The sequence below is a fragment of the Neisseria musculi genome, assembly GCF_014297595.2.
Taxonomy (GTDB): domain Bacteria; phylum Pseudomonadota; class Gammaproteobacteria; order Burkholderiales; family Neisseriaceae; genus Neisseria; species Neisseria musculi.
On sequence record NZ_CP060414.2, the window covers coordinates 515,021 to 541,237 of the forward strand.

Here is a 26,217-nt window from a genome sequence, read left to right on the forward strand (position 1 = left end):
GACAAGCCATGAGTCGCGTATTATTGGTAGATGATGATGTTTCGTTAACCGAGCTGTTAACTGAATACCTAACGGCCGAAGGTTTGAGTGTACACAGTGTACCCGATGGCGAAGTCGGCGTGAAAGAAATTTTATCCGGCCAATACGATGTTGTCGTGTTGGATTCGATGATGCCGAAAATGAACGGTTTGGACGTATTGAAAAACGTGCGCAACCAAAGCACCGTTCCCGTGATTATGTTGACCGCCAAAGGCGACGATATCGACCGCATCATCGGTTTGGAAATGGGGGCCGATGATTATGTGCCCAAGCCCTGCACTCCACGCGAACTGCTGGCGCGTATTAATGCGGTTTTGCGCCGTTCAAAACAATCGGTCGAGCAAACCAGCAGCCCCAACAGCATTTCGGTGAGCGAAGTCGTGCTGTATCCGGCCAAGCGGCAGGCTGCCATTAAAGACACTCCGTTGGAGCTGACCAGCACTGAATTCAACCTGCTTGAAGTATTGATGCGCCATGCAGGCCAAGTAGTGAGCAAAGAAACCCTGTCGGTTGAAGCGCTCGACCGCAAGCTGGCCAAATTCGACCGGAGTATTGATGTGCATATTTCCAGCATCCGCCATAAATTGGGCGATGCCTCACTGATTCAAACCGTTCGCGGCTTGGGTTATTTGTTTGTAAAAAACTGATGAAAAGATAAACAGCTCAATGAAACTGTTTCAACGTATATTCGCCACGTTTTGCGCAGTGATTATCTGTGCCATATTCGTGGCGAGTTTTTCATACTGGCTGATTCAGAATACCATAGCCGAAAACCAACTCCAAAAACAAAGTATCATTGAAACCAGCATGATGAGGAGCATCGTTTCTGCATTCAAAATGCGTGGAGAGCAGGGCGTGCTCGACATTTTGGGGGAGTGGGAAGAAAACCCTATGGCACATAAAGTGTTTGTGGTTACCGGTGATGAAGAAAAAGATATCCTGAGCCGCAAAGTAGGGGAAAAAATGATTAAAGATGCGCGCCAATTCGCCATCGACAACCCCGATTCGGATTTGGTGCGCATCGAATTTGACCGCTGGGGTGAAGAATATCTGTTTTTTATCGGTAACTGGGATAACCGGCAAATCAAACATCTGCCCAGCCCGCTGTTTATCCCCGGGCTGCATCTGAAACCGATCTGGCACGAATTTATTATTCTTTTATTCATTATTTTGGTGGGGCTGCTGCTGGCTTACATTTTAACCAACGGCATTATCAAGCCCGTCCGCGTATTGAGCTCGGGTATGAGCCGCTTGGCAGCGGGTGATTTGGAAACGCGTGTTTCCCAGCAGATGGACGACCGTAGCGATGAGTTTTCCCAGCTTGCCGAGCAGTTCGACAAAATGGCGGTAAAACTGCAAAAATTAGTAGCCAAAGAGCGGCATCTTCTCCACCACGTTTCCCATGAAATGCGTTCGCCGTTAGCCCGTATGCAGGCAATTGTCGGCCTGATTCAGTCGCAGCCGCAAAAACAGGAGCAGTATCTCAAGCGCCTGGAGAGCGAGCTGGCCCGTATGGACACCATGGTGGGCGAACTGTTGACGCTTTCGCGCCTAGAAACATCGAATATGGTTTTAGAAAAAGACAATCTGGCACTGGTGCCGTTTTTCACGCAACTGGTGGAAGACAGCCAGGCCGTGGCAGAACAAAACAGCCAAAACGTGGTGCTCGAAGTTGGAAAAGTGCCGGGAAACGCACAACTGTATGCCAACGAAGGTTTTCTCTACCGCGCATTTGACAACACCATCCGCAACGCCATGGCCTATAGCCCCGAAGGCAGCACAATTAAGGTATTTTTGTCCCAAGATGCCAAAAACTGGCTAATCGACATCACTGACAACGGCCCGGGTGTAGATGAAGCGCAACTGCCGCACATTTTCACCGCATTTTACCGTGCCGACAGCAGCGCACATAAACCGGGAACTGGTTTGGGGCTGGCGATTGCCCAACATATCGTCCACCAGCACAGCGGCAAGATCATGGCGGAAAACATGCGCCCCAATGGTTTGAGAGTGCGGTTTATTTTACCCAAACACGGTAAGTAAACGCATATTTAAGGCCGTCTGAAAGATTTTTCAGGCGGCCTTAAAGTTTTTAGGCACAAGGCAGTAAGCTGCTTTGTATTGGTAGAAATGCAACCGGGTATAATATCGAAATACGGTCAAATGTGCTGCCGTATAGGGGTGAAATTAAAAATTACCGAGTGGACATTTGGCCGGTTTGGTAGCACATCATGGTTTGAGGATACGCCACCGTTGTTTTGCAGGCTCGGGGGCTGGCAGGTATATTGGTGGTTGTGTGTCTGTTTCAAAATGTCGAAATGGCAGATACCTGCCGGTGCGGGCTTGGGTATGCTGTTTCAGATATAGTGAATACACAGCATGGCTGTAACTGTCCGCTTTGACCGCAGGGTGCGGTTACGGTAGCCGAAATAGGCGAAACTGCTGGATATTACAAGTCGCAGATATTGCATTTTTTTGCGGCAGACCGATAACTGTTGGCGGTAAACGATGATAACAATACCACACAGGCCAATCTGTATTCTTGAGCGGCGCATGAGTGCTGATACCTTGCTTACCGGTGCTGATCGGCTGTTAAGAATGGGCATCGACTGAGCGGTATTTCCGCTTCGGGCGGAGGGGAGGCTAAATATACCGAAAACTGCTCCGGCTGTGCGGGTTCAAGCAATTGCCGGCAGTCGCCAAATGTTTTGAGGCTGGCTGTCTGAAAACACATGGACAGACGGCGGCAAAGCAAGTTATCTGCAAGCAGTTGAAAATAAAATATTGTTGTGAAAAATAATGTTCAGACGGCCTTGATTCCCTGATTTCATTTTCCAAGGGGTAAACATGAAGCATAATTTATTGATTTTGAAATCGTTCAACCCGAGCCGGCTCGTGGCTGCTTTAGGCGGTGAACACAGCCGTATCTAGCAGTTTTTGGGTAAACTGCAACAAAAAGCCTGCCGCTGGAGTTGTGCGAAGTCTTGTGCTGTTTCGGTAAAAACGTTCACTTCATACGGGTGGCGAAAACGGGTAAAAACGCCTTAGACCTTTATCTTGCTTATTATTTGGGCAAAATCACCGGGCAAGACAAAGATGCGCTGATAGGTATTTTATTGCGGGACGGTGGGTTTGATGTGTTGGTCGAGCATTTAAGAGCCGGAAATTTCTGTCGGGGTTTGTGAGACTGGGCAGTTTGGCAGAAGCGGCCAAACCGGAAGAAATATTGTTCTTCCCGCCTTCTTCACCAAACAATGCGGTAACCGGCTCTGCCGTTGAGGTGGAAACCCTGCTGCATCAAGACATTCGGTTTGTCGGTGCGTGCCAAAAGAAAGTTGCGCAGGCATTGATAAAAACAGAGATTTTTCGTCCCCGCGGTCGAGATAATCTGATTTCGGCAATCCATAAATTTATTTTATGTGAAAAACCCAAAAGTTCGGATTGGGCAGAAAAGCATAAAATAGCCAGGTTGTGGCTAAATTATAGGCAGAAGGATTCATTAAACCTGAAAACAACGGCCTGTTAAGCCATCATTTTGCCAATCATAAGGCATTATTGGAAATGTTAACCTGGCAGGTTAAAGCGTCTAAAGCAAAAACCGCAACGCCCTGAGAAATGTGATCAGAACAAAAGCTGCGGGCTGTTACTATGATTTGGCAGATAACGACATCGACACCTTGATTGTTTATTTGCAGAAAAAGCAGATATTGAAGCAGATGGGCGGTAAAATCGAATATGCACCGTTTGCCATGCCGGTTGGAAAGTCCGAATAGCCCATTATCGCCAATAATCCGGAAAAAGCGGAGTTCATACAGACGGCCAATCAGTTTTTGGCCAAATGTGCCAAAAACAAACCCGCCGGCAAATGATAAGGAAAAGATTGTGTTTCAACACACAAAGTTTCAAACCCCAAAGGAATTTTGATGAAGAGAACATTATTTGTACTGTTAAGCAGCAGTATCGCACTATCCAACATTTATGCTGCCGATAAGGAGGATGCCATCAACAGACACACCATCAACAAACAAGCCGATCAAACCCTTTATCCCGCCAAACCCGAATTTTTCCGCGGCAAAGTAACACCGCGTTTATTGTTTGACGGTAACGAATACATCACCGGCGCGGCATTGGTGCGCTTTGAAAAAGGCGCGCGCATTGCGTGGCACAATCACCCCGCAGGGCAAAACCTGATTGTTACCGGCGGCACGATTTACACCGGCACGGCGCGGGCTTTCACCAACACGGCGAACACATTGCCATAACCGGTACTAAAAACGGTAAAAACGTCAATTGGAAAGAACATTTATCCGATGAGGCATACCGCAAGCTGATTGAAAAAGCCGGGAAATAATCCGCCAGCGCGTTTTATTTCCAACTTATCACTTAAAGGGGTTGGCTAATTTTTTTAAGCCCGTGTTAAAACTGTAAGAGCAGCAAATTGAAACGCTGGTTCAGGCGTTGGCGGCACAGAAAAAATTAACCATCGGCGATACTGGAAAAAACCATTTATTCATAAAATATCCGGCAATAATTACCCGACAAGGCCGTCTGAATGCGCAAACTGCACCAAATCATCGAACAACATTGGCAACACCCCAATCCGGTTTTGAGCGTGTTGCTGCGGCCTTTGTCGCGCCTGTTTCAGACGGCCTCGGCCATACGCAGAGATCTCTATCGGGCAGGCCGTCTGAAAAGCGAAAAACTGCCCGTGCCGGTGGTGGTGGTGGGCAATATCCATGCCGGCGGAGCGGGTAAAACGCCGGTGGTGTCGGCGTTGGTAAAAGGTTTGCAGGCGCGCGGTATCAAGGCGGGCATTGTCAGCCGGGGCTACGGGCGGGCGGGCAGCGGCATTTATGTGTTGCAGCCCGACAGCACGGCAGCAGAAGCGGGCGATGAACCTTTGCTGCTCCACCGCCAAACCGGTGTGCCCGTTGCAGTAGGCAGCTGCCGCGCCGAAGCGGGCAGAGCGCTGCTGGCGGCACACCCCGATATCAAACTGATTATCACCGATGACGGCCTGCAACATTATGCCTTGCAGCGCGATTTGGAAATTGTGGTGTTTCCCGCTGCCGATGCAGGCAGGAATAATTTGGATTTATTGCCCAACGGCGGCCTGCGCGAACCTTTGAGCCGTCTGAAAACGGCAGATGCGGTGGTGTTGGGCGGCAGCACCGGTGCGGAAAATGCGGCACACCTGCATGAAAACATCTTTCACAGCCGTTTGCAGACGGGCAGAATCCACCGCCTAAACTGCCAGGGCGAATATCTGGACACAAGCCGTCTGAAATACCTGCGCGTGGCGGCGGTGGCAGGAATTGCCAAGCCCGAGCGCTTTTTTAATACTTTGCGCGGCTCGGGCATCGCATTGGCCGAAACGCGCGCACTGCCCGACCACGCTGTTTTGTCTGCCGCCGATCTGCCGCAGGCCGATGTGGTGCTGATTACCGAAAAAGATGCGGTCAAACTTTCAGACGGCCGATGGCAAAACGTGTGGGTGCTGCCTGTTTGTGCGATAATCGATCCCGATTTGGCGGCTTTTGTTGCAGGCCGTCTGAAGATTTAAACCGGAAAAGGATGATGAATATGAAAATCCGATGGATATGTGCGGCAGTATTGTGCGCGGCTGCAAGTTTGGCTCAAGCCGCGCCCGCCGGCAAGGCTTCGGTGGAAAAACTGTTTGAGGTGCAGAATTTCGACAAAATGATGGGCGATGCCGCCAAGGCCGCCGCAACAGCAGTATCGGCACAGCAGTCTATGCCCGGCGTGCCTGCCGGCAAACGCCAAAAAGTGCAAAACATTATCAACCGCTATATGGGCGACTATATGCGCGAAGTAAACGACCCAAGCACCCGTGCCGAAATCCGCCGCGTGGCCGTGGAGGGCGTGCAGAAAGTTTACACACAGGAAGAAGTGGATGCGATGATTGCGTTTTACGGCTCCCCTACAGGCCGCTCGATTATGGCCAAAATGCCGCAATATATGGAAGCCACGATGAGCCCGATGATAAGTGTGATGCAGTCGAAGATACAGGCGTTCCAGCAAAAAAACGGCGGGAAAATACAGCGCGAAATCAATCAGGCCGTCTGCGGCAAAAACATCTGCAACTAACAGCAAAGCCAACCCCGATATGGAAAAGAAATTTCTAGATATTCTCGTATGCCCCGTATGCAAAGGCAGCTTGGAATACAAACAAGACCGGCAGGAATTATGGTGCCGCCGCAGCAAACTTGCCTATCCGATTAAAGACGGCATTCCCTTTATGCTCGAAAACGAAGCCCGTGAGCTGACCGAAGAAGAGCTGCACGCATGAGCGCATTTACCGTGTTGATTCCCGCCAGGCTGTCCTCATCGCGCCTGCCTAGAAAAGCATTGGCCGATATTCACGGCAAACCGATGGTGGTGCGTGTGGCAGAGCAGGCCGCCAAAAGCGCGGCAGAGCGCGTGATTGTAGCTACCGACCATACCGACATCGAAGCCGCTTGCTGTGCGCACGGCATTGCCTGCGTAATGACCGCCGCCGCCCACCAAAGCGGTACCACCCGTCTGGCCGAAGCCGCCGCCAAGCTCGGCCTGCCGTCGGATAGCCTAGTGGTAAACGTGCAGGGCGATGAGCCGTTGATTAACCCGAGATTAATCGACCGCACCGCTGCACTGTTGCTGGAAAACCAAGTGCCGATGGCCACCGCCGCACATCCCATTCGCGATTTGGCCGAATTTCTCAACCCCAACTGCGTGAAAGTAGTGTTGAACGCGGCGGGCAACGCCTTATATTTCAGCCGTGCACCGATTCCCTATCCGCGCGATGCGATGGGGTCCTTCCCCCAAGTCCTGCCTGAAGAGTTTGCATCTTTGCGCCATATCGGCATTTATGCCTACCGCGCCGGCTTTTTACAGCAATACGCCGGCTTGGCTGTATCTCCGCACGAAACCGATGAATCGCTGGAGCAATTGCGCGTGTTGTGGCACGGCTATCCGATTGCAGTGGAAATCACCGAAACCGCGCCTGCCGCAGGGGTGGACACCGCAGAAGACTTGTCGCGCGTGCGGACCGAGTTTCTGCAAGCCGTATAATACCCGCGTCTGCGTTGCGGGCGGTTTTCAGACGGTTTGAGTCTTTGTAAAACCACTTTCAAGCGGTATGAAATGCTTAGGTCTTTTTATTCACGAGATGGAAATTCAGATAAAAATATTGAAGTATTGATTAAATAAAGGGGGCTTAGGAAGCAAAATTAGCCCAAGGGTCGATTTCTCAGTATTTTAAGCAAGACTAATACAGATCATCATGCCTGTGATTGAAGCGAAATTAGGTTTCCTTTAAATGTAAATAAAAAGTCTGTTTCGGTACACCGTTAAATTTAACCAAGCGGTTTTTGGCATAACCCCAAAACAATTCGATGCCGTTAATGTGTTGCGCACCCCGGGCGAACTCGTCTACACCATGATGTACCCTGAAGTGCTTTTCACAGCCCATATCAACCAAGCCGTGATAGCCGCTTCGGTATAGACTTTGTCGTCCCGTTTTAAGATGCCGAAAACAATGGTTTTGCCTCCCTCTCCCCCGCCCGCCCTCGGATGCGTTTGGAGCCGAAGTAGGATTCGTCCAGTTCGACCACACCGGCAGAGGGAGTTTGCCGTTCACATTCAGCAGCCATACGGCAACGCAGTTTGAGAAACAGATATTGGCACTTTGGGTACTGATGCCGGTGAGTCTGGCGGTATCGGAAGCGGTCAAATCAAGTGTGAAAAGGCGCAGGATTTGACGGAATTTTGATTCGGTAATTTTACTGAACTTTTGGTATTTGTTTTTAATAGGTATATCAGAAGCTTAACATCATTTTTGCTGATTTTTCTTTCTAAGCCCTAAATAAATACTGAATAATGCCGAACGTTTGAATTCTCCCAGGTGCAGGAATGGCAGTACATAAATTTATTTTAATATTTTATTAAATTATGAAAATATTTCGGGCTGTGCATCAGACCGCACGGAGCTGATTTTGTTGCTATGCTTTGCTTGCAAAATTGTTCTTTTCAAAATTGCTCTCTTTGAGCTCAAGCGCAGGCAATGTCCTAACGGCAATGAAAGTGAGCTTACCATATCAACACAACCGGTCGAGGCCGTCTGAACCGCCAATCATATGAATATTCTCGAAATCGAAAATCTCAATGCTTGTTTCCCCGGCCACCAAGTGCTGCACAACATCAACCTCAGCGTGATGCGCGGCAGAAAGCTGGCAGTCGTGGGGGAAAGCGGCAGCGGCAAAACCGTGTTGGCGCAGGGCATCATGAGGTTGAATCCTGCTGTGTCGTTTGCAGGCCGTCTGAAATTCAACGGCGAAAACCTGCTTGAAAAAACGCCGTGCCAATTGCAGAAGTTGCGCGGCAAAGAAATCGGCATGGTATTTCAAGAGCCTATGACGGCGCTCAACCCGGTGATGCGCGTGGGAAAACAGATTGCCGAAGTGTTGTCGCTACATTTGGGGCTGGACACCAAACAGTCATGGGCACGGGCGGTAGAGCTGCTGGCCGAAACGGGCATACACAGCCCCGAAGAAAAAGCCTCTGCCTACCCGTTTCAGCTTTCGGGCGGGCAGCGGCAGCGGGCGATGATTGCCATGGCGGTGGCGGCAGAGCCGGAACTCTTGATTGCCGATGAGCCGACCACTGCGCTCGATGTCGCGGTGCAGGCGCAGATTCTCGATTTGCTCTCGCGCCTGCAGGCTGCACACAACATGACTTTGATCTATATCAGCCACGATTTGAACCTGGTGCGCCGCTTCGCCGATGATGTGGCGGTGATGCGCCAAGGGCGGATTGTCGAGCAGGGAGTGGCGGCAGAAGTGTTTGCCGACCCGCAACACGAATACACCCAAATGCTGCTCAACGCCGGCACGGTGAGGCAGCCTGCAGCCGTGGCGGCAGATGCCCCTACGGTGTTAGAAGCCGAAAGCATCAGCGTGGCCGTTCAGGAGCGGGCGGGCTGGTTTAAAAAGCGCAGTAAAACCCTGCTGGCACCCGTATTGTTTGACTTGAAGGCAGGCGAAACACTGGGCGTTATCGGCGAGAGTGGCAGCGGTAAAACCACGCTGGCCAAAGCCGTAATGCGCCTGATGGAGTGTTCCGGCCGTCTGAAAATCAACGGAGAAGTGTGGAACCAACAATCGCGAAAAGCCGTGCAGATGGTGTTTCAAGACCCGTTTGGCGCGTTCAACCCGCGCATGAACGTATTGGAAATCGTTTCAGAAGCCTTGGGCGTACATTTCCCCGGCATGAAAACAGCCGAAAAACGCCGCCGTGTCGAAGAAGTATTGCATCAGGTGGGGCTGCCCGAAGATATTCTCGAACGCTATCCGCACGCCTTTTCAGGCGGCCAACGGCAACGGCTGGCGATTGCCCGTGCCATCATCATGCGCCCTCAGGTGTTGGTGCTGGATGAACCGACCAGCGCGCTGGATGTGCAGTGGCAGCAGCAGATTATTGAATTGCTTGGCAATTTACAGCGGCAGCACGGGCTGAGCCTGATAATTATCAGCCATGATTTAGCGGTTATCCGCGCCCTTTCGCACCGCGTGATGGTGCTCAAAGACGGACAGGTAGTGGAGCAGGGCGTGTTGGAAAAAGTGTTTGCCAAACCCGATTCCGACTATACACAAAAGCTATTGGCACACGCCGACTCTTGAAATTTTGCCGCACAGACCCTATGCTACACCACGTTAATTAACCGAATGAATCCTCATTCCACGTCAAAAGGAATACACTTATGAGCAGCAACTTAATCGTACACGCTACCGATGCGAGCTTCGATCAAGAAGTATTAAAATCCGAAGTGCCCGTATTGCTGGACTTTTGGGCACCGTGGTGCGGCCCCTGCAAAATGATTGCACCGATTCTCGATGAAGTGGCCGCCGAATTCGAAGGCCGCTTGAAAGTGGTGAAAATCAATATTGATGAAAACGAACAGACCCCGTCACAATTCGGCGTACGCGGCATTCCCACGCTGATGGTGTTTAAAAACGGCCAAAACATTGCCACCAAAGTAGGTGCACTGGCCAAAGGCCAACTGGTTGCATTTGTGAACGCTTCGATTTAACACAGTTTCAACGTTGTCACCCGTTGGACTGCATTAGGCCGTCTGAAAATATTTCAGACGGCCTTTTACTAACTATTTGATTTTTAATAAATGTGGTGTCTGCACATACAGCCACATACAGACTGATTCCGCCACCTTCAGGCACAAATTAGACACACTCAAAAACGAAAACTTAAGCCTGCCTTTTCCTATTAGGCATGTTTAATTTTTCGTTTTTTCTTTTTAAGACCAGGAGGTTGATTTGAAGCAATCCGTTTTTAGTGTTTTGGCGGTGATGGCGGCATCGGTATCTGCCGTCTGTTTTGCCGCGCCTTATCCTCAATACCGGCATTTGGTAGAAAAACACGCGGCGGCGCAGGGTTTGGATGCAAACCTTGTGTGGGCGGTGATGGCACGGGAGAGCGGCGGCAGACGGTATGCCGTTTCGCACAAAGACGCGCGCGGGCTGATGCAGGTTATCCCTCCGACTGCCGCGCGGATGGGGGTAAATCCTAAATACTTATATGAGCCTGAGCAGAATATTATTGCCGGCACACGCTATCTGCGCTATCTGACCAAGTATTTTAACGGCAATCTTGATTTGATTTTGGCCGGCTATAACGCGGGCGAAGGGGCGGTGGACAAATACGGCGGGATTCCGCCCTACCGGGAAACCCGCAATTATGTGCGCCTGGTGCGTAACCGTTACGCGCAGTTGAGCGGCAACCCTGCTCATGCGGCGGGAAGCCGTGGGGCGTTGGTTGAAGCGGCTTACCGGCCGCATAAAACCGCTGCTAAGGCCGCTCGTGCGGCTTTTGTTCGGGCGGCAGCCGGTTCGCCGCCGCCGAAACAATATGCGGCGTGGGACGTGTTTCAAGAGTTTTAATTTTACCCTCGGGTAACTGTGTTCCGGCTTAGGCCGGTTTTTTTGTATCTGCCGCCGTTGTGCGGCTTTTTTTTATGTTTAAAGGAAATCCAATGATCCAGTCCAACCAAATATCCGTTTCGGCAAAGTGCAGCCATAGAATCCCCTATCTGCTGCCGGTTTTAATGCTCGGCCTGCTGTTTGCGGCCGATGCCCAAGCTGCTGCGGGCGGTTTGAGTAAACTGACTGCCGAAGGGAAGGAGTGGGACAAGGCAATTTATGCCTTTATCGGTGTCTGCGCCACCATTTTCCTGCTTTTCAAAGGCGTTCAGATTTGGGTGAACAAAGGCAGCTGGGGCGACTTCGGCGAAGCCTGTTTGAAGGTGGTGGTGGTCGCGGCCATTCCGACTTTGGCTGCGTATTTATGGTCTTTATACGGCTCGTAAAAAAGAGGATACGGGTATGCACATAGATGATGAATTGCCGGCATACCGGGGCCTTGAGCGTTCGGCAACGGTGGCCGGTATGCCGATGGTTCCGGTGGTAACGGTAACTGCCGTTCCACTCTTGGTGGCGATGATTCTGCTGCCTTTTATAAAAGTGAAAGCATTTTTGGTTCTGCTTTTTTCTTTGCCCTGTTTGGCTTTTATTTACACGCAGACGCAGCAGGACGATCAGGCACTGCGCATCATAGGCCTGTCGGTATTGGGGGTGCTGCGCCGCCGCAATTACCGGCTGTTCGGCAAAACCAATACGGTTTTGGGCAGCAAATACGGAAGACGCAACGATGATTACCAACGATTTTTTGAACAGAATACTGAAAAAACAGCGGGGGCAGGAAGACAGTCTGCCCCGTTATAAGCAGCATGTCGGCGACAAAGTCGTTTTGCTGGAAAACAACCGTGTGGCTTTTGCCGTCCGCCTCGAGGGAACGCCTTTTGAAGGGGTTGATGATTCAAGCGTTGTGGTCCGGTATCTGAATCTGAACAAAACGCTGGCATCGCTGGGCAAAGACAAAAGCAGCCGTTTGGGTTTGTGGCTCACCTATTGCCGCAAAAAAGTAGATTTCGAGCGCGAATACGGTTTCCACACGTCTTTTACGCGCGGCTTTGCGCACAAATATATGGAGAAACTGCGTCGCACCGACTATTTTGAAAACATCTACTACATTACCTGTGTCCTCAAATATGAGGACATCGATGATGCGCTGGAAGAGGCGGAAGAGTTACTTGAGAAGCTGACCGAACACCTTCAGGATTACGACCCCTATGTGTTAAAGGTTTACCGCAACGAATCGGGCGTGCTGTTTTCTCAGTTTTACGAATTTATCGGTATGCTTGCCAACGGCACTGACGGACAAATCCCGCTGGGTACGGCCAACGCCTACCGCACCATTCCCACCGCCGATCTGCACTTTGGCGCGGAGCTTTTGGAAATGCGCTGCCCGGATCGGACCCGTTATGCCACTTTGTATGATCTGAAAGAGTTCGGGCAGACGAAGGCCAAGATTATGGTCAATGCCCTGAAGCTGCCGTGCGAATTTGTCTTTACCCAAAGTTTTACCTATATCCGCCCGGCCAAAATGATGAAGCAGATTGACGACCAGCTCAACAAACTGGAATCGGTCGGCGATATGGCGCAAAGCCAGCATGAGGAAATGCTGGAAGCCAAAGGCCACCTGGCGGCGGGCGATTTGATGTTCGGCGAATACCACGGTGCGTTGGTGGTATTCGGGGAAACGCCGAAAAAAGCCTATTCAAACGGCCAAACTGTAGCCGCCCGCTTCTTAAGCTCGGGCGGTTTCCGTTTTATCCGCGCATCGCTCTCGGCCGAATTTACCTTCTTCAGCCAGTTTCCCGGCGCAACCGTCAAACCGAGGCCGTTTCCGAAGGCGACAACCAATATTGCCGCCTCTTTTCCGATGTTCAATTACGAGCACGGCAAAAGCCGGGGCAACCCTTTGGGGGACGGATCGGCGGTGATGCCGCTGAAAACCGAGGGCAATACGCTTTATGATTTCAACTTCCACTATACCGCCCCCAACGAAACCGTAACCCAAGGCGAGTATCCGGCCGGCCACACGCTGCTGATGGGCAAAACCGGCACGGGCAAAACCACCGCACTGGCTGCCATGCTGGCTTTTGCCGAACGCTTCAAACCCTATATTTTCGCGATGGATAAGGATAAAGGGCTGGAAATTTTTATCCGCGCCATCGGCGGAACCTATTTCCCCATCGATGCCGGTGTTCCGAGCGGCCTGAATCCGTTCCAATGGCCCGATTCGCCCAAGTTGCGCGACTTCCTCTACGACTTGGTCGGCTCCTGCGTGCGCCGGCAGAACCAAGACAACACGGTCGAGGAACAAAAGCAGATTCAGATGGCCGTGGATACCGTGATGAATTTGGATTTCCAACACCGCCGTATGGGGGCTTTGCTGCATTCCGTTCCCCCGTCTGCCGAAGACAACAGCCTGTTTACCCGGCTGGAGGCGTGGTGCGGAAACGGGCGTTTCGCATGGTGCCTGGACAATCCCCAAAACCGTTTCAACCCCGATGAGTTTTACCGGGTAGGTTTCGATCTCACCGATATTCTGAAAGCCGGTTACCGCCCCACCGAACCGATACTGGCCTGTATGTTCTACATGAAAAACATCATGCTGGAGCGGGTGGCCGAAAGCCGGGGCGTATTGGCAACCGTGCTGGACGAGTTTTGGCTGATGGCCAAATACCCGACCACGCAGGATTTCATTATCGACGGTTTGAAAACCGACCGTAAATTGGGCGGGTTCCTGATACTGTCCAGCCAATCGCCCAAAGATGCCATTAATTCGCCGGTTTTCGACACGGTGGTCGAGCAGACGGTAACGAAAGTGCTGCTGCCCAACCCTGCTGCCGAGTATGAAGGCAATTACCGGCGGCTCGGGCTGACGGAGAAAGAGTTTGCCGAAATGCGCAGTCTGGGCGAGAAAAGCCGGCAGTTTTTGGTGAAACAGAATCTCGGCAGTTCCATTGCCACACTCAACCTCCACAAAATGGATGACGAGATCGCGGTGTTGTCGGGAAATGCGGCCAACGTCCGCATCATGCACAAAGCAATGGAGCGTTGCGGCAGCGGGCATCCCGATGAATGGCTGCCGGTGTTTCATGAAATGAGAAAGGAGGCAAAAGCCGAACAGGAGAAACAGCAGAAACAGCCGCAGGCTGTATAAACAGAGCAGAGGCCGTCTGAAGTTTCAGACGGCCTTGTGTTTTTTATCCGCCGCATGATGCGGCTTTTTTCCTTGTAACAGAAGGAGCTGACTTTATGAAGATACAAAAACCCAAAAGAACGGCTATCGCCGTTTTGTTGTCTGCGGGGCTGTCCGTAACCGGCCTTTCCCCTGCTGTTGCCGGCGGCATTCCTGTATTTGACAGTGCCGGCGTGGCCCAAGCCGTTCAGCAGGTTATCCACTTGAAACAGCAGATTGAGAATCAGGTTGCCCAGCTCAAGGAGCTTCAAAGCCAGGTCAAGGCTTTGACGGGCAGCCGTAATTTGGGTGAGTTGGCCAAAAATATTGCCCTTGACCATGTTCCTGAAGAGTGGAAAGCAGTTTATGGCGATATTAAAAATTTAGACACCAAAGCCATCACAGGCAAGGACCGCTATAAGCATACCAACGCGGCTGATGCTTTGGTTAAAAGTTATAAACAGGCAGCTAAAACAGTCGCCGATACAGTAAAACGGTTTAAAACGATTGAACAGTTGTCCCGACAAATCAATCTGACACAAGATGCCAAAGCTGCCGCCGATTTACAGAACCGTATTTCAATCGAACAGTCTAAAATTACAACGAATCAAGTGATGCTGGATATGGCTATGAAACTAGCAGAGCAGCAGGAGAAAATCCAAATGGTTCAACAGCAAAATATTATTGCCTGTCAGATTCAGGCAAAGTCAAAGGCAGAGCGTAAAGAATGCGGCTCTATTTGACGGCCTTGTTTTAATTTGCAAACCAAAGGAGCCGCTGTCCAAATCAGCGGCTTCAGCGTATAAAGTGAAATGTTATGGCTGAGAAATCAACGTTTTTTGTCGATATGACACAATTTGTTACAGACAGTATGGGAACCAATCTGTTTGAATCTGCCGGCAACCTTATCTCCAATATCGCTCCGGTTTTTTCAACCATGTTCGGTATCTACCTTCTGATGGTCGCGTTTTCATATTGGCATGGAGGCGGTATTGACGAGATGTTTGTTGATTTTGCCAAGCGTATGGTTGCTTGTTGTTTCTTGGTGGCTTTGGCTTTCAATGCCTCTTATTACAGTGAACTTGCCAACCTGATTTATGTCTTACCCGATGAGCTGGCTAAAGCATTCGGCAGCGGGGAATACTCCGGCGGCGCATTGGATAAGGTTGTAGATGATGTAAACACGGTAACGGACAGGTTGGAAGTTCAGCAGGGTAATACGGGTCTGAATTTTGGTTTGAGTGTGAGGTATCTTGTGGTTATCTGGGAAATCCGAATCGCAATGGGTCTATTATTGGCAGTTCTTTTTGCTTTTTATATTTTAGCGAAAGTATCGCTGGCATTGGTACTGATGATGGGGCCGCTGTTTATTGCATTCGGTTTGTTTCCCGCTACCCGCCAATATGCTATGAACTGGATAGGCCAATGTATGAATTATGTATTTAATGTTGTGCTGCTTTCTTTGGTTGGAACAATGATGTTGGCCTTTATTGGAAGGTTTGTCGATATCATGGGCGTAAATGATCTTGGCAGCGGAATAGCATTCGGCAGTATTTTATTTTTTACATTAATTGTTTTTGTTCTGCTATGCTGGCAGACACCGTCTTTGGCATCGGCACTGACCGGTGGTGCCACGCTTCAAGGTTCGGTCCGTACCATTTACAATATGGCACGCAAGGGGTTGTCTAAAGCAGGGTATGGGGCAACGAAAGCCAAAGACAAGGTCAAGGATACATGGAACAAACACCGAAGCGGGGGCAACATCAAAAAATCTTAACATCCACGGAGGATTGAAAATGGATCATAACGATGTCCGCAAGGGTATATTACAGGCCAAGCTGATAGAAGATACCAGCGGCCTGCTTTGGGCTGAAATGCTGTTTGCGCCGCTGTTGCTGGCCGTTACTGCAGAGAGGCTTGACATATTTCCCGACCCTACGGGAGGGTTGTTGGTGTTTTTAGGTGTTGGCTTTTTTTCGTTTGTATTTTTTCTGTGGTGTTCTTGGCATAGCAGACCCCGCTTTTGGATGGCGGTTTTCTTCAGCTGCATATGGGCGTATGCTTTTTGGTGGCTGTTCGGGCTGATTTCTGACGATAAGCCGTTTTCGGAATACCCCAGCCTGTCCCATTTTCTTGTTTATTACGGACTTCGTTCCATTCCTTCCGTTATTATTTTTATTATCACCATGATTGCCCATTTTAGCGATTTTCAATGGATGGATGATGTTTCCAGCTAACTGAAAGGAATTTACTATGTTATTAAAATTCAATGCAACATTATTATCGGTCGGTATTTTTCTACTTTCCGGCTGTGCAGAATTGAACAGCGGCTTGGCACAGGTAAACAGTGCGCTGGGCAGTATTAACGGCAGCTTGTCGGGCAACAGCGCTCTCTCAATGGGAGGTAAATCCATTCCTGACAAGCAGACGGCGGTCTATATTTTGAAAAATATGAAAATATCCGAGACATCCGCTTTTAATAGCGAAGGTACCGGTTATGGTAAAGGCCGCCGCTTGACAGGCGAGGCGTATAATAAAACAGGCAAACTGATAAGATTGACTGTTTCCATTCCAATCTATGACAAGGGCGGTTTCCGCGAAGGAGCCTTATGGGGAGAAATTACCCTTTCTCCGAAAGAAAAAAAGCGGTTTGAGTTTGAAACCCATACGGCCATACCTGAAGGCGGAAAACTGGACTTGAATAAATTTGAAGTCAGCCGGGAAACATTCTGATTTTTTAAACATACTGAAACGCTTCCTACCGGAAGCGTTTTTCTTTTGGAGACTCCATCATGCAGAAACTGTTTTTGGTTTTGCTGGCCGCAGGTTTGGCGGCGGCCTGCTCGCACAGCCCCAAGAAGCCGCACGGAACGGCTTTTCCGATTAACCCCGCTTATCAGGAAAGAAATTAAAATGGGTTGGTTCAGCAGAAAAGGCAAAAACGGCCAGGCCCGTTTGAAAGAACAGAGGCCTAAAACACCTTATAAGGAAAGTATCGGATTTATTCAGGCGGCCAAAGCGTTTGAAAAATCGGAAAACGACAATATCCGCAAGCGTGAAAAACTGGCATGGTTTGTTGCCGGTGCCGCCGGGCTGACGGCCGTGGCTTCGGCTTTCGCCGTGACCGCCATGCAGCCGCTGGTGCGCGTGGAACCCTATATTATGCTGGTGGACATGAATACAGGCAAAACCAACGTCATCACCACATTAGAGCACAAAACCCTCTCCAACAACAAAGAGCTGAACAAGCACTTTTTGGGCCGTTACGTCATCAACCGCGAAGGTTATGACTGGTACACCGTCCAAACCACTTACGATACCGTAATGGCGATGAGCGGGACGCAGGAGCAGGCACGGTTCACCAAACCGTTCCACGACGGGGTCGGTCCCGATAGCGTGCTGGCCGACAAATACCGTGTGAAAGTCGATATCAAATCCGTTTCATTTGTCGGCGATACCGCCCAGGTCCGCTTTACCAAAACAACATTGCCGGTCGTGCCCGCATCGGGCGAAGCACCGGCTGCCCAACACCTGATTGCCACCATTGCCTATCACTATGACAATCCGCCGCTCAAAGAAGAAGAGCGGGAATACAACCCGACCGGATTTGTTGTCGATTCGTATCAGGTGGAAGTGGAGAATGCGCCATGATCAACAAAACCCTTTTACTGTCCGGCATTGCAGCCGGTTTTTTTTCGCTCTCCGTCCAGGCAGCGGCCGTTCCGAAGGGAACAGCCTATGACCGCCGTATCCAATATACGGATTACAACCCGGACAACGTGGTCGTGATCCGCGCCCAAGCCGGCAGGGCCGTGTTGGTCCAGTTGGCGCCAGACGAGCGTTTGAGCGGCGGCAGCCAGGGTTTGGCTGCCGGCAATACCGGTGCATGGCATTTGAATGTATCCGGCAACAATATTTTTTTCAAACCCAAAGCCGCATCGCCCCAAACCAATCTGCTGATTACCACCAATAAGCGGACTTATGCTTTCGATTTGCAGATGGCAGGTAAAAACCGCCCGCCCACCTATATTTTGCGGTTCCGCTATCCGGAAGACATCCGCAAGCGGCAAGATGCGGCGCAGCGCAAACGCCGCGAAGCACAGGCCTTGAATGATCTGTATCCCGACAGCAGCCGCGGTTTCCGAAATTCCGACTATTGGGGTTTCGGCGCGAAGTCGCTGCGGCCGTCTGAAATGTGGGACGACGGCCGTTTTACTTATCTCAGGTTTAACGACGGCCGCGAAATGCCCACGGTCTTTAAAGTGTCTGACGATGGAACCGAATCCACCGTAAACAGCCATGTGGATAAGGACACTCTGGTAGTCCACGCCACCTCTGCTTTGTTTTACCTGCGCCTGGGCAAAAAGGTGCTGGGTGTCGAAAACCGCAGCTATGACGGCAAGGGCAGATTCAACTATCGGGGAACCACCGTTCCCGGCGCAATCCGTATGAAAAAGGAGGGCAAATAATGAACTTGGATCCGAACAGTATCAATACCGGGCCCGACAATGAAGCCAATACCATCGAGCCGTCCCATCTCCCTCAAAATGAGAGCCGTCATGAAACACCGGATGACGGAGACTTCCGTGTACGGAATCTGAGCGAGCAGGTTAAAACGCCGGAAGCGGAACGCGGTATCCCCCGTGATTTGAGCGTCCGTAAAATTTCCACCATGAAAAAGGTGGCGGTTTTGGTGTTGGGGCTGTTTGCCGTCGGGTTTATTTCTGCGGGTGTGATGCGCTACGGTGCGGGTTGGTTTGCAAAAGAACCCAAACCCGAGCAGCCGCAGGCGGTTTCCGCAAACACAAACCGCCACAACTTCGCCAAAAGCCAGCAAGAACGGCTGGCTTCGGAGATTGAGATTGTCGAAAAAGCGGTATCCGAACCCGAAACCGCGCCCGCACCACCGCCGGAGATTGTCCCGCAGTCTCCCGAACCGGTGCCGGCCGCAAGCGAACCGCCGCCGGACTTGCGTTTGAACAGTCCGTTGATGTTTGACGGAAACGGAGGCCGTGCCGCCGAAGATGCCGTTGCCGGCGCGGTGGATGCCGTTGGCGCAGACGGTTCTTCTGCCCTGCCCGGAGATTTGTCTGAAACGGATGGCGCGGCCGGTAACGGCAGAGAACAGGGTTTGTCCGCCCGGTTGGGCGGCTCGATGTTCACGCCGGCCGTTGCCCGACAACGCGGCAGTTTGGATTTTCTGCTCGGGCGCAGCACCGGTATCCCGTGCGGCCTGCTGACCCGTATCGTAACCACCCACCCGGGCATCACCAAATGCCAAGTATTGGATGACGTCTATTCGGCCAACGGCAAAGTATTGCTGGTTGAAAAAGGATCGGTCATCCACGGAGAACAGCAATCCGCCCTGATGCAGGGGCAGACTAGAGTTTTTGCCGCGTGGACCACCCTGGAAACGCCCAACGGCATCACCGTCGTCATCGACAGTTTGGGTGCCGATCCACTGGGCGCTCCGGCCATCTGGCACGGGTAAACAACCACTTTTGGAAGCGCATCGGCGGGGCGGTCATGATCAGCATGATAGACGATGCCGTCAATGCCTACGGCCGCCGCCGCAATGGTTCTTCCAACGTGTCTTTTGATTCGACCACCGAATCGGCACAGGATATCGCTACAGAAGTGTTGAAAAACACCATCAATATCCCGCCGACCGGCTATGTGAACCAAGGAGAGCGCATCATGGTGTACGTTGCCCGCGATGTCGATTTCAGCCGTGTTTACGAGGTGGTAGGTACCGACTGAACCCACCGCCGCGCCAACCGGCGTGGCGGTTTTCTTTGAAAAAAGCGATGAGTGATTTGAATAAGGACGTAACCGTCCGCAATCTTTTGGATAAATCGGGCATCACCGAAAAACTGAACCGGCCGGGTGTAACCGAGGTTTTGATTAACCGCAGCGGGGAAATGTTTACCGAAGACAGCAGCGGTTTTACCCGTTATGAAAGCAGTGTGCTTACTTTGGGCAATCTGATGCAGTTGGGCAATGCGCTGTGCGTATTCAACGGCAAGGCGTTAAATACGAAACACCCCATTCACTCTGTAACACTTCCTGACGGCGAGCGCGGCCACATTATGATGCCGCCTTCATGTGAAGACGGCACGATGGTGTTTGCCTTCCGCAAACCGTCCGACAGCCGTTTCAGCCTGAGCGACTATATCGATACCGGCCGTCTGAAAGACTTTAACGATGTCTCCGCCCACGGCGTGCCTGAACATCGTGCGGCTGCGGAAATTGAAACAGACAGCCGTTATGTTCGAGATGTCTGCGACAAGATGAGGTTGCCCTACGATGTGAAGTTGGCCGACTGGCAGTATAAGATGTTGGAACATAAAGCCAACGGGGATTTGGTCGAATTTTTCAAAATTGCGATTACCCGTAAGTTAAATATCTGCATGGTTGGTGGTACGGGCTCGGGCAAAACCACGTTCACCAAAGCCCTTGCCGACTTAATCCCTGCCAACGAGCGTTTGATTACCATTGAAGATACCCACGAATTAAGTCTTCCCAATCATCCTAACCATGCCCATCTTTTCTATAAAGAACACATTTCGGCCAAAATGATTGTGGCTGCCTGTATGCGTTTGAAACCCGACCGCATTTTTCTGACCGAGCTTCGCGGGGACGAAGCGTGGGATTATCTTTCGGCACTCAACACCGGCCACCCGGGCGGCTTAACTTCCGTCCATGCCAACGATGCCCGCTCCGTCCATTACCGTATCGCGCAGCTGGCGATGGAATCCCCGGCCGGCCAAAATATGGATCATTCTTACATCTTGAATACGGTTCGGGCAACCATTGATGTGGTCTGCTATTTTGAAAAAACGCGCATGACCGAGCTTTATTACGACCCCGTGGAAAAGTTTTATGCCGTGAGCGGCCGTCTGTAACGGCCGTTTTTCTTTTGATGATTTGTAAGAAAGATTTGACGATGACTCCGACTGTTTCCGAAAAAACCAGTTATTTTGTCCGTGCATCGGTTTACCCTGCGGGAAAACATTCTGTGGAAACCGATAACAGGATCCGGGTGGTAAGTCTGATACTGGAATCTCCCCCACTGCGGGTATGGCAGGACTTGGAAATATCCATTCTGCCCGAGCTTGAAAAAACCTATAGCCGGGAAATCGAGATAATCGATATTGAGGCGATCTCGCCTGTCTGCTGGCCAAATATGTTTGCTCAGAAGCAGGAAAAACATACTGCTGCTCTTAAAACGGCCATATCCAATCAGCCCGGCAGCGGTAAAACGGCTTTCAACAGTGGTAAAACGGCAATGAAACAAGCTGCCCGTCTTAAAGTTAATAAGCTGCCGCCTGAAACCGAACAATTCTTTGACGGGTTTCTGCTTTTCCATTTGATTCCCAAAGCAGAGTACGAAACGGAAGAAAAGCTGGCCTTGATTGAATATTACCTCAGCATCAGTGATGAACTGTCTTCGTTATCCGGCAGCGGCCGCAACCGAGCCCTGCGGGAAAAAATGTATGCCCAAGCAGAGCAACTGATTGCGGCACGATAGTGAAGTCCGTTTAGGCGGCTTTCGCGGTTTACTCAGGTTTTTCAGTTCCCGCGTATCCGCCATGTTCACGGCAGCCGTCTGAAAAATCATGTTCAGACGGCCTTTGATTTGAAAGGATGAAAAATGCCCTACATCAACAAAATCGAAATCATGGGCAATCTGGGCAAAGACCCCGAATTGCGCCATATGCCCGACGGCACGCCGGTTGCCAAAATCAACGTGGCCGTTTCCGAAAAGTGGACGGACAAATCCACCGGCGAAATAAAAGAGCACACCGAATGGTTTGCGGTGCTGCTCTACAACCGCCATGCCGAAACCGTGTGCCGCCATATGAAAAAAGGCGATACCGTGTTGGTGTACGGCAGGCTGCGCACCCGCCTCTACACCGACAAAGCCGGTGCGGCGCGGTCGGTTACCGAGGTTGTCTGCAACGAAATGCAGATAATCCGCACCGCCGGCCATGCCCGGCAGGGCGTAACGGAAGAAAACACGGCCGGTGGCATTTACAGCATGATGTAAGGCCGTCTGAAGCACCGCTCACAGTGTGGCTCAATTTCAGACCACAACTGCGGCTCAGTTTCGGAATGGAACCGACAAAACAGGCATATAAAACCACACCGGAAACCGGGGAGTGGGCATCTGAAAATGCACCCCCCCGGTTTGTTTGCAAGTGGTGCACTTTTAGATGCTCATCGTGGTGCACTTTTAGATGCTCATAATGGTGTGTTTCAATCAAGGCCGTCTGAACGGGTCGGCAGACTCAAACCCGTCTGCCCGCCTTTGTGCGGGCATTTTTTCGGAGCGTGAAATGGATAAACGCAAAATCGGTATTGGGATTGCGATAACCGGCATCGTTACTGTTTTGTCCGTTGCGGGCGGCCTGTATGCCGCCGCCGTACTCTATACGCAGTGGCTGGGGCTTAAAACCGCTCCTTCGGTATGGCTGCTGGTCAAATATTGGCAGCATCTCGACCAACTGCCGGAAAACATGATTTTTCCGCTCAAAGCGGCGACCGCTGCCGCAGGTTTGGTTCCGTTGTTGGCATTGGTGATTATGCCGGCGGCGGTGTCTGCCAAGCCCAAACGCGAGCTGCACGGCTCGGCGCGGTTTGCCGGCCGTGGGGAAATCAAAAAAGCCGGTTTGTTGGAAAAACAACCGTTGCTGTTTTGGCAAAAGCCCAAGCCCGATAAGTATCCCGATTTGATCATGGGAAAGTTCAAGGGGGAATATCTGCGTTGGCCGTCTGACAGCCCCGTCTATTTGGCCGCACGTCCGCGCAGCGGTAAGGGTGTCGGCTTTGTGATTCCCAACTGCCTGCATTACAACGGCAGCATGGTTGTCAATGACGTTAAAAAAGAGAATTTCTTCATTACGGCGGGGTTTCGGGCGGCTCACGGCCACAAAGTTTATTTTTTCAACCCGAGCGGCACCATGCCGTATCACGACCGCGATCCGTCTGCACCGTTGATCAGTCATCGTTGGAATCCGCTGACTTATGTACGCCGCAATCCGATTTATACCTACAAGGATGCGCTGGCGGCAGCAGCGGTGTTTTATCCGTTACCGACCGAAGACCGGGGCAGCGCGAAGTTTTTCCAGCAGGAAGCGCAAAAGCTGTTCGCCGGATTGTTGCTGTATTTGATCGAGACTGAGAAGGAGCGGGATTTAAGCCGGTTGGAAAACAAAACCACGATGACCAACCTGTTCCGCCTCACCGCTCCTGCAAACGGTCAAACCCTGCAAGAGTGGATACGGGCGGAGTTTGAACGGCGGGCAGCGCAGCCGGATACCATACAGCTGAGCCGCAACTGCCAAACCCTGCTGATGGGATTTGCCAACGGCAATGCCAAAACCGGCGGCGATATTTTGTCCACTATGGCCGCGCCGCTGGCGATTTTTCTTGATCCTGCGGTTGAAGCGGCCACCGGCGGCGATGATTTTTACCTGGATGATGTGCGCCGCGAACGGATCACAATTTATTTGGGGGTTTCGCCGGAAGAGTTGAAAGTGTACGGTACATTACTCAATCTGTTTTTCAGCCAGCTTGTCGATGTGAATGTCCGGCAGGGACTGCCCCAAGACAATAAGGAATTGAAATACCAATGCCTGCTGATGTTGGACGAGTTCACGGCGCTCGGCCGCGTTCGCGCCATTGAAGAAGGTATTGCATATTTGGCCGGTTACGGCATCCGTCCCGTTCCTGTTTTTCAGTCTCCTTCGCAAGTAGAGAACGTCTATGGCAAAGCTGCAAGCCAAACGTTCTTTTCCACATTCGCCGCCCGTATCGTTTTTGCTCCCCGGGAGCAGCAAGACGCAGAAGAGTTAAGCAAGCTGATAGGCTATTACACCTATAAGGCCAAATCTTCGTCGCGCTCCCGCGGCAAAAACAGCAGCAGCAGCGGCAGCAACATCAGTGATCAAAAACGCGCGGTGATGAATCCTGATGAACTGAAAACGATGCCGAACACCCACTGCATCATCACCATGGAAGGCGTGAACGCCGTTTTTGCCGACAGAATCGTTTATCACGAGGATCCGGTTTTTAGCGGACGGGCTAACTGGCCCGTGCCGGATGTACCCGTTTTAGAAGTTGCCGTTACCCGGAAACAACCGCCGAAAGTAATCACACCGGATTATGTTTCGCCCGAAGAGATGGCCTCTTTCCGCTGGCAGGAAGCCGCCAATGCCGGCGAGCTCGCCCATGCGCTGCTCGCTGCGCTGGTGCCGCCGGGCAGCCCGCCGGAGTTTGTTGCCCGACTGGTGCCGGCAGTGGCGCAAAACTGGGGCGAAGGCAGCCTGCCCGTTATCGCGAAGATATTGAAAGAAACGGCCGGTATCGATGCGGCAGCGGCAGATAAAGAAGAAAAAGCCGCTTAACTGAGGAAACCCTTTCAGACGGCCTGGCCGTCTGAAACCTTATGGAGATTGGAAATGGTGTTTGATCTTGAGTCCATCCGCAAAACCACCCTTCTGCTGCCCGACGAAGTCGAAAAAGAAATCCGCCGCAGCATACGGCACAATCCGGCATATTGGGCAGAAACGCTGTTTTTACCGGTCGTGCGCCTGCTTGGCCTTGCCGCGCGGCTCACCGTTTGGGCATTCGTGTCCGGCCTGTTTGCCGCTTGGTATATCGGCCTGCCGGATGGGGAAACGGTTTTTGATCTTTGGCGGCATTTCGGGGTTGAGGCGGTGTGGATCTGTCTGTTTTTGCTGCCCCTGTTTTGTTTGGTCGGCGGCAAACCCTTGTTCACATTTGGCGTTTATGCCAAATATTTTTCCCGGGAAATGGAAAAGCGCTATGGCGCAATGATTAACGAAATTTTTACCCCGGAAGAGTTGTTTGCAGAAAAAATCAAGCGAACCGGCAGCCTTCCCAAAACCAAACTGGACAATGACGAGCTTATGCTCCGCATTTGGCTCGACAATGCCTTACCGCCCTACAGCCCGCCCGGGCATATCCGCAAAGTTTTGAAAGCGTTTAAACGGCACACCGATGAGGAAGGCTTTGAATCCGTCAAATATCTGTTGAAACGGCGCGGCATCAAGGCGGAAGACTATCTGGCCGACTGAAGCTTTTATCCCTCCTTTTGCGCATGTTTATCAGGCCGTGTGAAAACACCTTTACCGTTTTCAGACGGCCTGAATCTTGAGCTGTACGGATATTTTCCGTACAATTCAAACTTATTCCCCTATTCAGGAGCATTCAAGATGGTTGCCGCAACCGCCCGTTTTGAGGCAAGGGTAAACCAAGATACCCACGCCCTGTTAAAACGCGCCGCCGAACTGGAAGGCCGCAGTTTGAGCGATTTCGTTATCCGTGCCGCCCAAGAGGCTGCGCGCAAAACCATTGCCGAAGCGGAGATACTGAATCTGTCGCTGGCCGACCAGACGGCCTTTGCTCAAGCCTTAATCGACCCGCCGCCGCACAACGCCGCCCTGCAGCGGGCCTTATCCCGGCACCGTGAAATGCAAAACCATGGCTGACTACCGCATTGTGCCGCTGAATCCGGCAACGGCGCGTCAAACCTTTTGCAGTCTCTCGGAGCCGTTGAACCGTTATTTTCATACACAGGTATCGCAAGACATCAAACGGCGTATCGCCGCCTGCTTTACCGCTGTTACTTCAGACGGCTCGACAGCGGGATATTACACGCTGGCTTCCGCCTCCGTGGCTTTAGACAAACTGCCGCCGCACACCGCCAAAAAACTGCCGCGTTACCCGTCCGTGCCCGCCGTGCTGCTGGGCAGGCTTGCCGTGGACAAAAACCACGGCGGCCGCGGTTTGGGCGGTATGCTGCTGGCCGATGCACTATTGCGTTGCGCCCGTGCCGAAATTGCCGCCTTTGCCTTAATCGTTGAAGCCAAAGACGAAACTGCCGCCGCGTTTTACCGGCATTTCGGCTTTACGGCATTTGCCGACTGCCCAGATAAGCTGTTTTATCCTTTGAGCCGTTTCAAACCCTGAGCCATATTTTTCACAGGCCGTCTG

29 protein-coding genes and 2 pseudogenes are annotated in these 26,217 nt (G+C 51.5%); 30 read left to right on the forward strand and 1 reads right to left on the reverse strand.

What is annotated here, in order from left to right; all coding sequences use genetic code 11:
- Positions 1–8: 8 nt before the first annotated feature.
- The 10 genes from H7A79_RS02540 (at position 9) to kdsB (ending at position 7,110) form a co-directional block, all read left to right on the forward strand.
- The gene (locus H7A79_RS02540; RefSeq protein WP_135036691.1) at positions 9–686 is read left to right on the forward strand and encodes a response regulator transcription factor; all 678 of its coding nucleotides are present in this window, start codon (positions 9–11) and stop codon (positions 684–686) included.
- A 19-nt stretch (positions 687–705) separates the two neighbouring features.
- Complete coding sequence (locus H7A79_RS02545; protein WP_135036688.1) at positions 706–2,082, forward strand: HAMP domain-containing sensor histidine kinase; 1,377 nt, start codon at positions 706–708, stop codon at positions 2,080–2,082.
- Positions 2,083–3,023: 941 nt separating this feature from the next.
- A complete protein-coding gene (locus H7A79_RS02550; RefSeq protein WP_245231738.1) occupies positions 3,024–3,224 on the forward strand; it encodes a PIN domain-containing protein in 201 nt (66 codons plus the stop codon).
- Between the two features lie 11 nt (positions 3,225–3,235).
- The gene (locus tag H7A79_RS02555; protein ID WP_187000960.1) at positions 3,236–3,565 is read left to right on the forward strand and encodes a hypothetical protein; all 330 of its coding nucleotides are present in this window, start codon (positions 3,236–3,238) and stop codon (positions 3,563–3,565) included.
- Positions 3,566–3,656: 91 nt separating this feature from the next.
- A complete protein-coding gene (locus H7A79_RS02560; RefSeq protein WP_187000961.1) occupies positions 3,657–3,812 on the forward strand; it encodes a hypothetical protein in 156 nt (51 codons plus the stop codon).
- 150 nt (positions 3,813–3,962) lie between these two features.
- Positions 3,963–4,301: a cupin domain-containing protein gene (locus tag H7A79_RS02565; RefSeq protein ID WP_214646400.1), complete on the forward strand. Its 339-nt coding sequence runs from the start codon at positions 3,963–3,965 to the stop codon at positions 4,299–4,301.
- A gap of 290 nt (positions 4,302–4,591) precedes the next feature.
- A complete protein-coding gene (gene lpxK, locus H7A79_RS02570; RefSeq protein WP_187000962.1) occupies positions 4,592–5,602 on the forward strand; it encodes a tetraacyldisaccharide 4'-kinase in 1,011 nt (336 codons plus the stop codon).
- A 20-nt stretch (positions 5,603–5,622) separates the two neighbouring features.
- Complete coding sequence (locus H7A79_RS02575) at positions 5,623–6,147, forward strand: DUF2059 domain-containing protein (RefSeq protein ID WP_187000963.1); 525 nt, start codon at positions 5,623–5,625, stop codon at positions 6,145–6,147.
- Between the two features lie 19 nt (positions 6,148–6,166).
- Complete coding sequence (locus H7A79_RS02580) at positions 6,167–6,349, forward strand: Trm112 family protein (protein ID WP_187000964.1); 183 nt, start codon at positions 6,167–6,169, stop codon at positions 6,347–6,349.
- On the forward strand, positions 6,346–7,110 hold the full coding sequence (gene kdsB / locus H7A79_RS02585) for a 3-deoxy-manno-octulosonate cytidylyltransferase (RefSeq protein ID WP_135036673.1): 765 nt from the start codon (positions 6,346–6,348) through the stop codon (positions 7,108–7,110). Before H7A79_RS02580 ends, kdsB begins: the two co-directional genes overlap by 4 nt.
- A gap of 158 nt (positions 7,111–7,268) precedes the next feature.
- On the opposite strand, the pseudogene H7A79_RS02590 reads toward kdsB, so the two are convergent.
- Positions 7,269–7,855, reverse strand: a pseudogene (locus tag H7A79_RS02590) (IS1595 family transposase).
- A 319-nt stretch (positions 7,856–8,174) separates the two neighbouring features.
- Between H7A79_RS02590 and H7A79_RS02595 the strand changes: the two are divergent.
- The 20 genes and pseudogenes from H7A79_RS02595 (at position 8,175) to H7A79_RS02690 (ending at position 26,193) form a co-directional block, all read left to right on the forward strand.
- Positions 8,175–9,716 carry an ABC transporter ATP-binding protein gene (locus H7A79_RS02595; RefSeq protein ID WP_187000965.1) on the forward strand — a complete coding sequence of 514 codons (1,542 nt, stop codon included), beginning with the start codon at positions 8,175–8,177 and terminating at the stop codon, positions 9,714–9,716.
- Positions 9,717–9,796: 80 nt separating this feature from the next.
- Positions 9,797–10,126: a thioredoxin TrxA gene (trxA, locus tag H7A79_RS02600; RefSeq protein WP_135037129.1), complete on the forward strand. Its 330-nt coding sequence runs from the start codon at positions 9,797–9,799 to the stop codon at positions 10,124–10,126.
- A 241-nt stretch (positions 10,127–10,367) separates the two neighbouring features.
- Positions 10,368–10,991 (forward strand): lytic transglycosylase domain-containing protein, encoded by a 624-nt coding sequence (locus H7A79_RS02605; protein WP_246408036.1) that lies wholly within the window; start codon positions 10,368–10,370, stop codon positions 10,989–10,991.
- A 92-nt stretch (positions 10,992–11,083) separates the two neighbouring features.
- On the forward strand, positions 11,084–11,416 hold the full coding sequence (locus H7A79_RS02610; protein WP_187000966.1) for a hypothetical protein: 333 nt from the start codon (positions 11,084–11,086) through the stop codon (positions 11,414–11,416).
- A 16-nt stretch (positions 11,417–11,432) separates the two neighbouring features.
- On the forward strand, positions 11,433–11,831 hold the full coding sequence (locus tag H7A79_RS02615) for a VirB3 family type IV secretion system protein (RefSeq protein WP_187000967.1): 399 nt from the start codon (positions 11,433–11,435) through the stop codon (positions 11,829–11,831).
- Positions 11,758–14,178 carry a VirB4 family type IV secretion/conjugal transfer ATPase gene (locus H7A79_RS02620; protein WP_187000968.1) on the forward strand — a complete coding sequence of 807 codons (2,421 nt, stop codon included), beginning with the start codon at positions 11,758–11,760 and terminating at the stop codon, positions 14,176–14,178. Before H7A79_RS02615 ends, H7A79_RS02620 begins: the two co-directional genes overlap by 74 nt.
- 95 nt (positions 14,179–14,273) lie before the next feature.
- Positions 14,274–14,939 carry a type IV secretion system protein gene (locus H7A79_RS02625; RefSeq protein WP_187000969.1) on the forward strand — a complete coding sequence of 222 codons (666 nt, stop codon included), beginning with the start codon at positions 14,274–14,276 and terminating at the stop codon, positions 14,937–14,939.
- 74 nt (positions 14,940–15,013) lie between these two features.
- Positions 15,014–15,973 carry a TrbL/VirB6 family protein gene (locus tag H7A79_RS02630; protein ID WP_187000970.1) on the forward strand — a complete coding sequence of 320 codons (960 nt, stop codon included), beginning with the start codon at positions 15,014–15,016 and terminating at the stop codon, positions 15,971–15,973.
- Positions 15,974–15,992: 19 nt separating this feature from the next.
- Positions 15,993–16,433: a hypothetical protein gene (locus H7A79_RS02635; protein WP_187000971.1), complete on the forward strand. Its 441-nt coding sequence runs from the start codon at positions 15,993–15,995 to the stop codon at positions 16,431–16,433.
- Between the two features lie 16 nt (positions 16,434–16,449).
- Positions 16,450–16,929, forward strand: coding sequence for a hypothetical protein (locus H7A79_RS02640; protein ID WP_187000972.1), 480 nt, complete (start codon positions 16,450–16,452; stop codon positions 16,927–16,929).
- Between the two features lie 180 nt (positions 16,930–17,109).
- Positions 17,110–17,847: a VirB8 family type IV secretion system protein gene (locus H7A79_RS02645; protein ID WP_187000973.1), complete on the forward strand. Its 738-nt coding sequence runs from the start codon at positions 17,110–17,112 to the stop codon at positions 17,845–17,847.
- A complete protein-coding gene (locus H7A79_RS02650) occupies positions 17,844–18,665 on the forward strand; it encodes a TrbG/VirB9 family P-type conjugative transfer protein (RefSeq protein ID WP_187000974.1) in 822 nt (273 codons plus the stop codon). Before H7A79_RS02645 ends, H7A79_RS02650 begins: the two co-directional genes overlap by 4 nt.
- Positions 18,666–19,351: 686 nt before the next feature.
- Positions 19,352–19,956, forward strand: a pseudogene (gene virB10 / locus H7A79_RS02655) (type IV secretion system protein VirB10).
- Positions 19,957–20,003: 47 nt separating this feature from the next.
- A complete protein-coding gene (locus tag H7A79_RS02660) occupies positions 20,004–21,101 on the forward strand; it encodes an ATPase, T2SS/T4P/T4SS family (RefSeq protein WP_187001599.1) in 1,098 nt (365 codons plus the stop codon).
- Positions 21,102–21,142: 41 nt separating this feature from the next.
- On the forward strand, positions 21,143–21,727 hold the full coding sequence (locus H7A79_RS02665) for a hypothetical protein (RefSeq protein WP_187000977.1): 585 nt from the start codon (positions 21,143–21,145) through the stop codon (positions 21,725–21,727).
- Between the two features lie 123 nt (positions 21,728–21,850).
- Complete coding sequence (locus tag H7A79_RS02670; protein WP_187000828.1) at positions 21,851–22,246, forward strand: single-stranded DNA-binding protein; 396 nt, start codon at positions 21,851–21,853, stop codon at positions 22,244–22,246.
- A gap of 289 nt (positions 22,247–22,535) precedes the next feature.
- Positions 22,536–24,605 (forward strand): type IV secretory system conjugative DNA transfer family protein, encoded by a 2,070-nt coding sequence (locus H7A79_RS02675; RefSeq protein WP_187000978.1) that lies wholly within the window; start codon positions 22,536–22,538, stop codon positions 24,603–24,605.
- Between the two features lie 54 nt (positions 24,606–24,659).
- On the forward strand, positions 24,660–25,298 hold the full coding sequence (locus tag H7A79_RS02680) for a hypothetical protein (RefSeq protein ID WP_187000979.1): 639 nt from the start codon (positions 24,660–24,662) through the stop codon (positions 25,296–25,298).
- 138 nt (positions 25,299–25,436) lie between these two features.
- Complete coding sequence (locus H7A79_RS02685) at positions 25,437–25,712, forward strand: type II toxin-antitoxin system TacA family antitoxin (protein ID WP_187000980.1); 276 nt, start codon at positions 25,437–25,439, stop codon at positions 25,710–25,712.
- On the forward strand, positions 25,705–26,193 hold the full coding sequence (locus tag H7A79_RS02690; protein ID WP_187000981.1) for a GNAT family N-acetyltransferase: 489 nt from the start codon (positions 25,705–25,707) through the stop codon (positions 26,191–26,193). The genes H7A79_RS02685 and H7A79_RS02690 overlap by 8 nt, the downstream gene beginning before the upstream one ends.
- Positions 26,194–26,217: the final 24 nt, after the last annotated feature.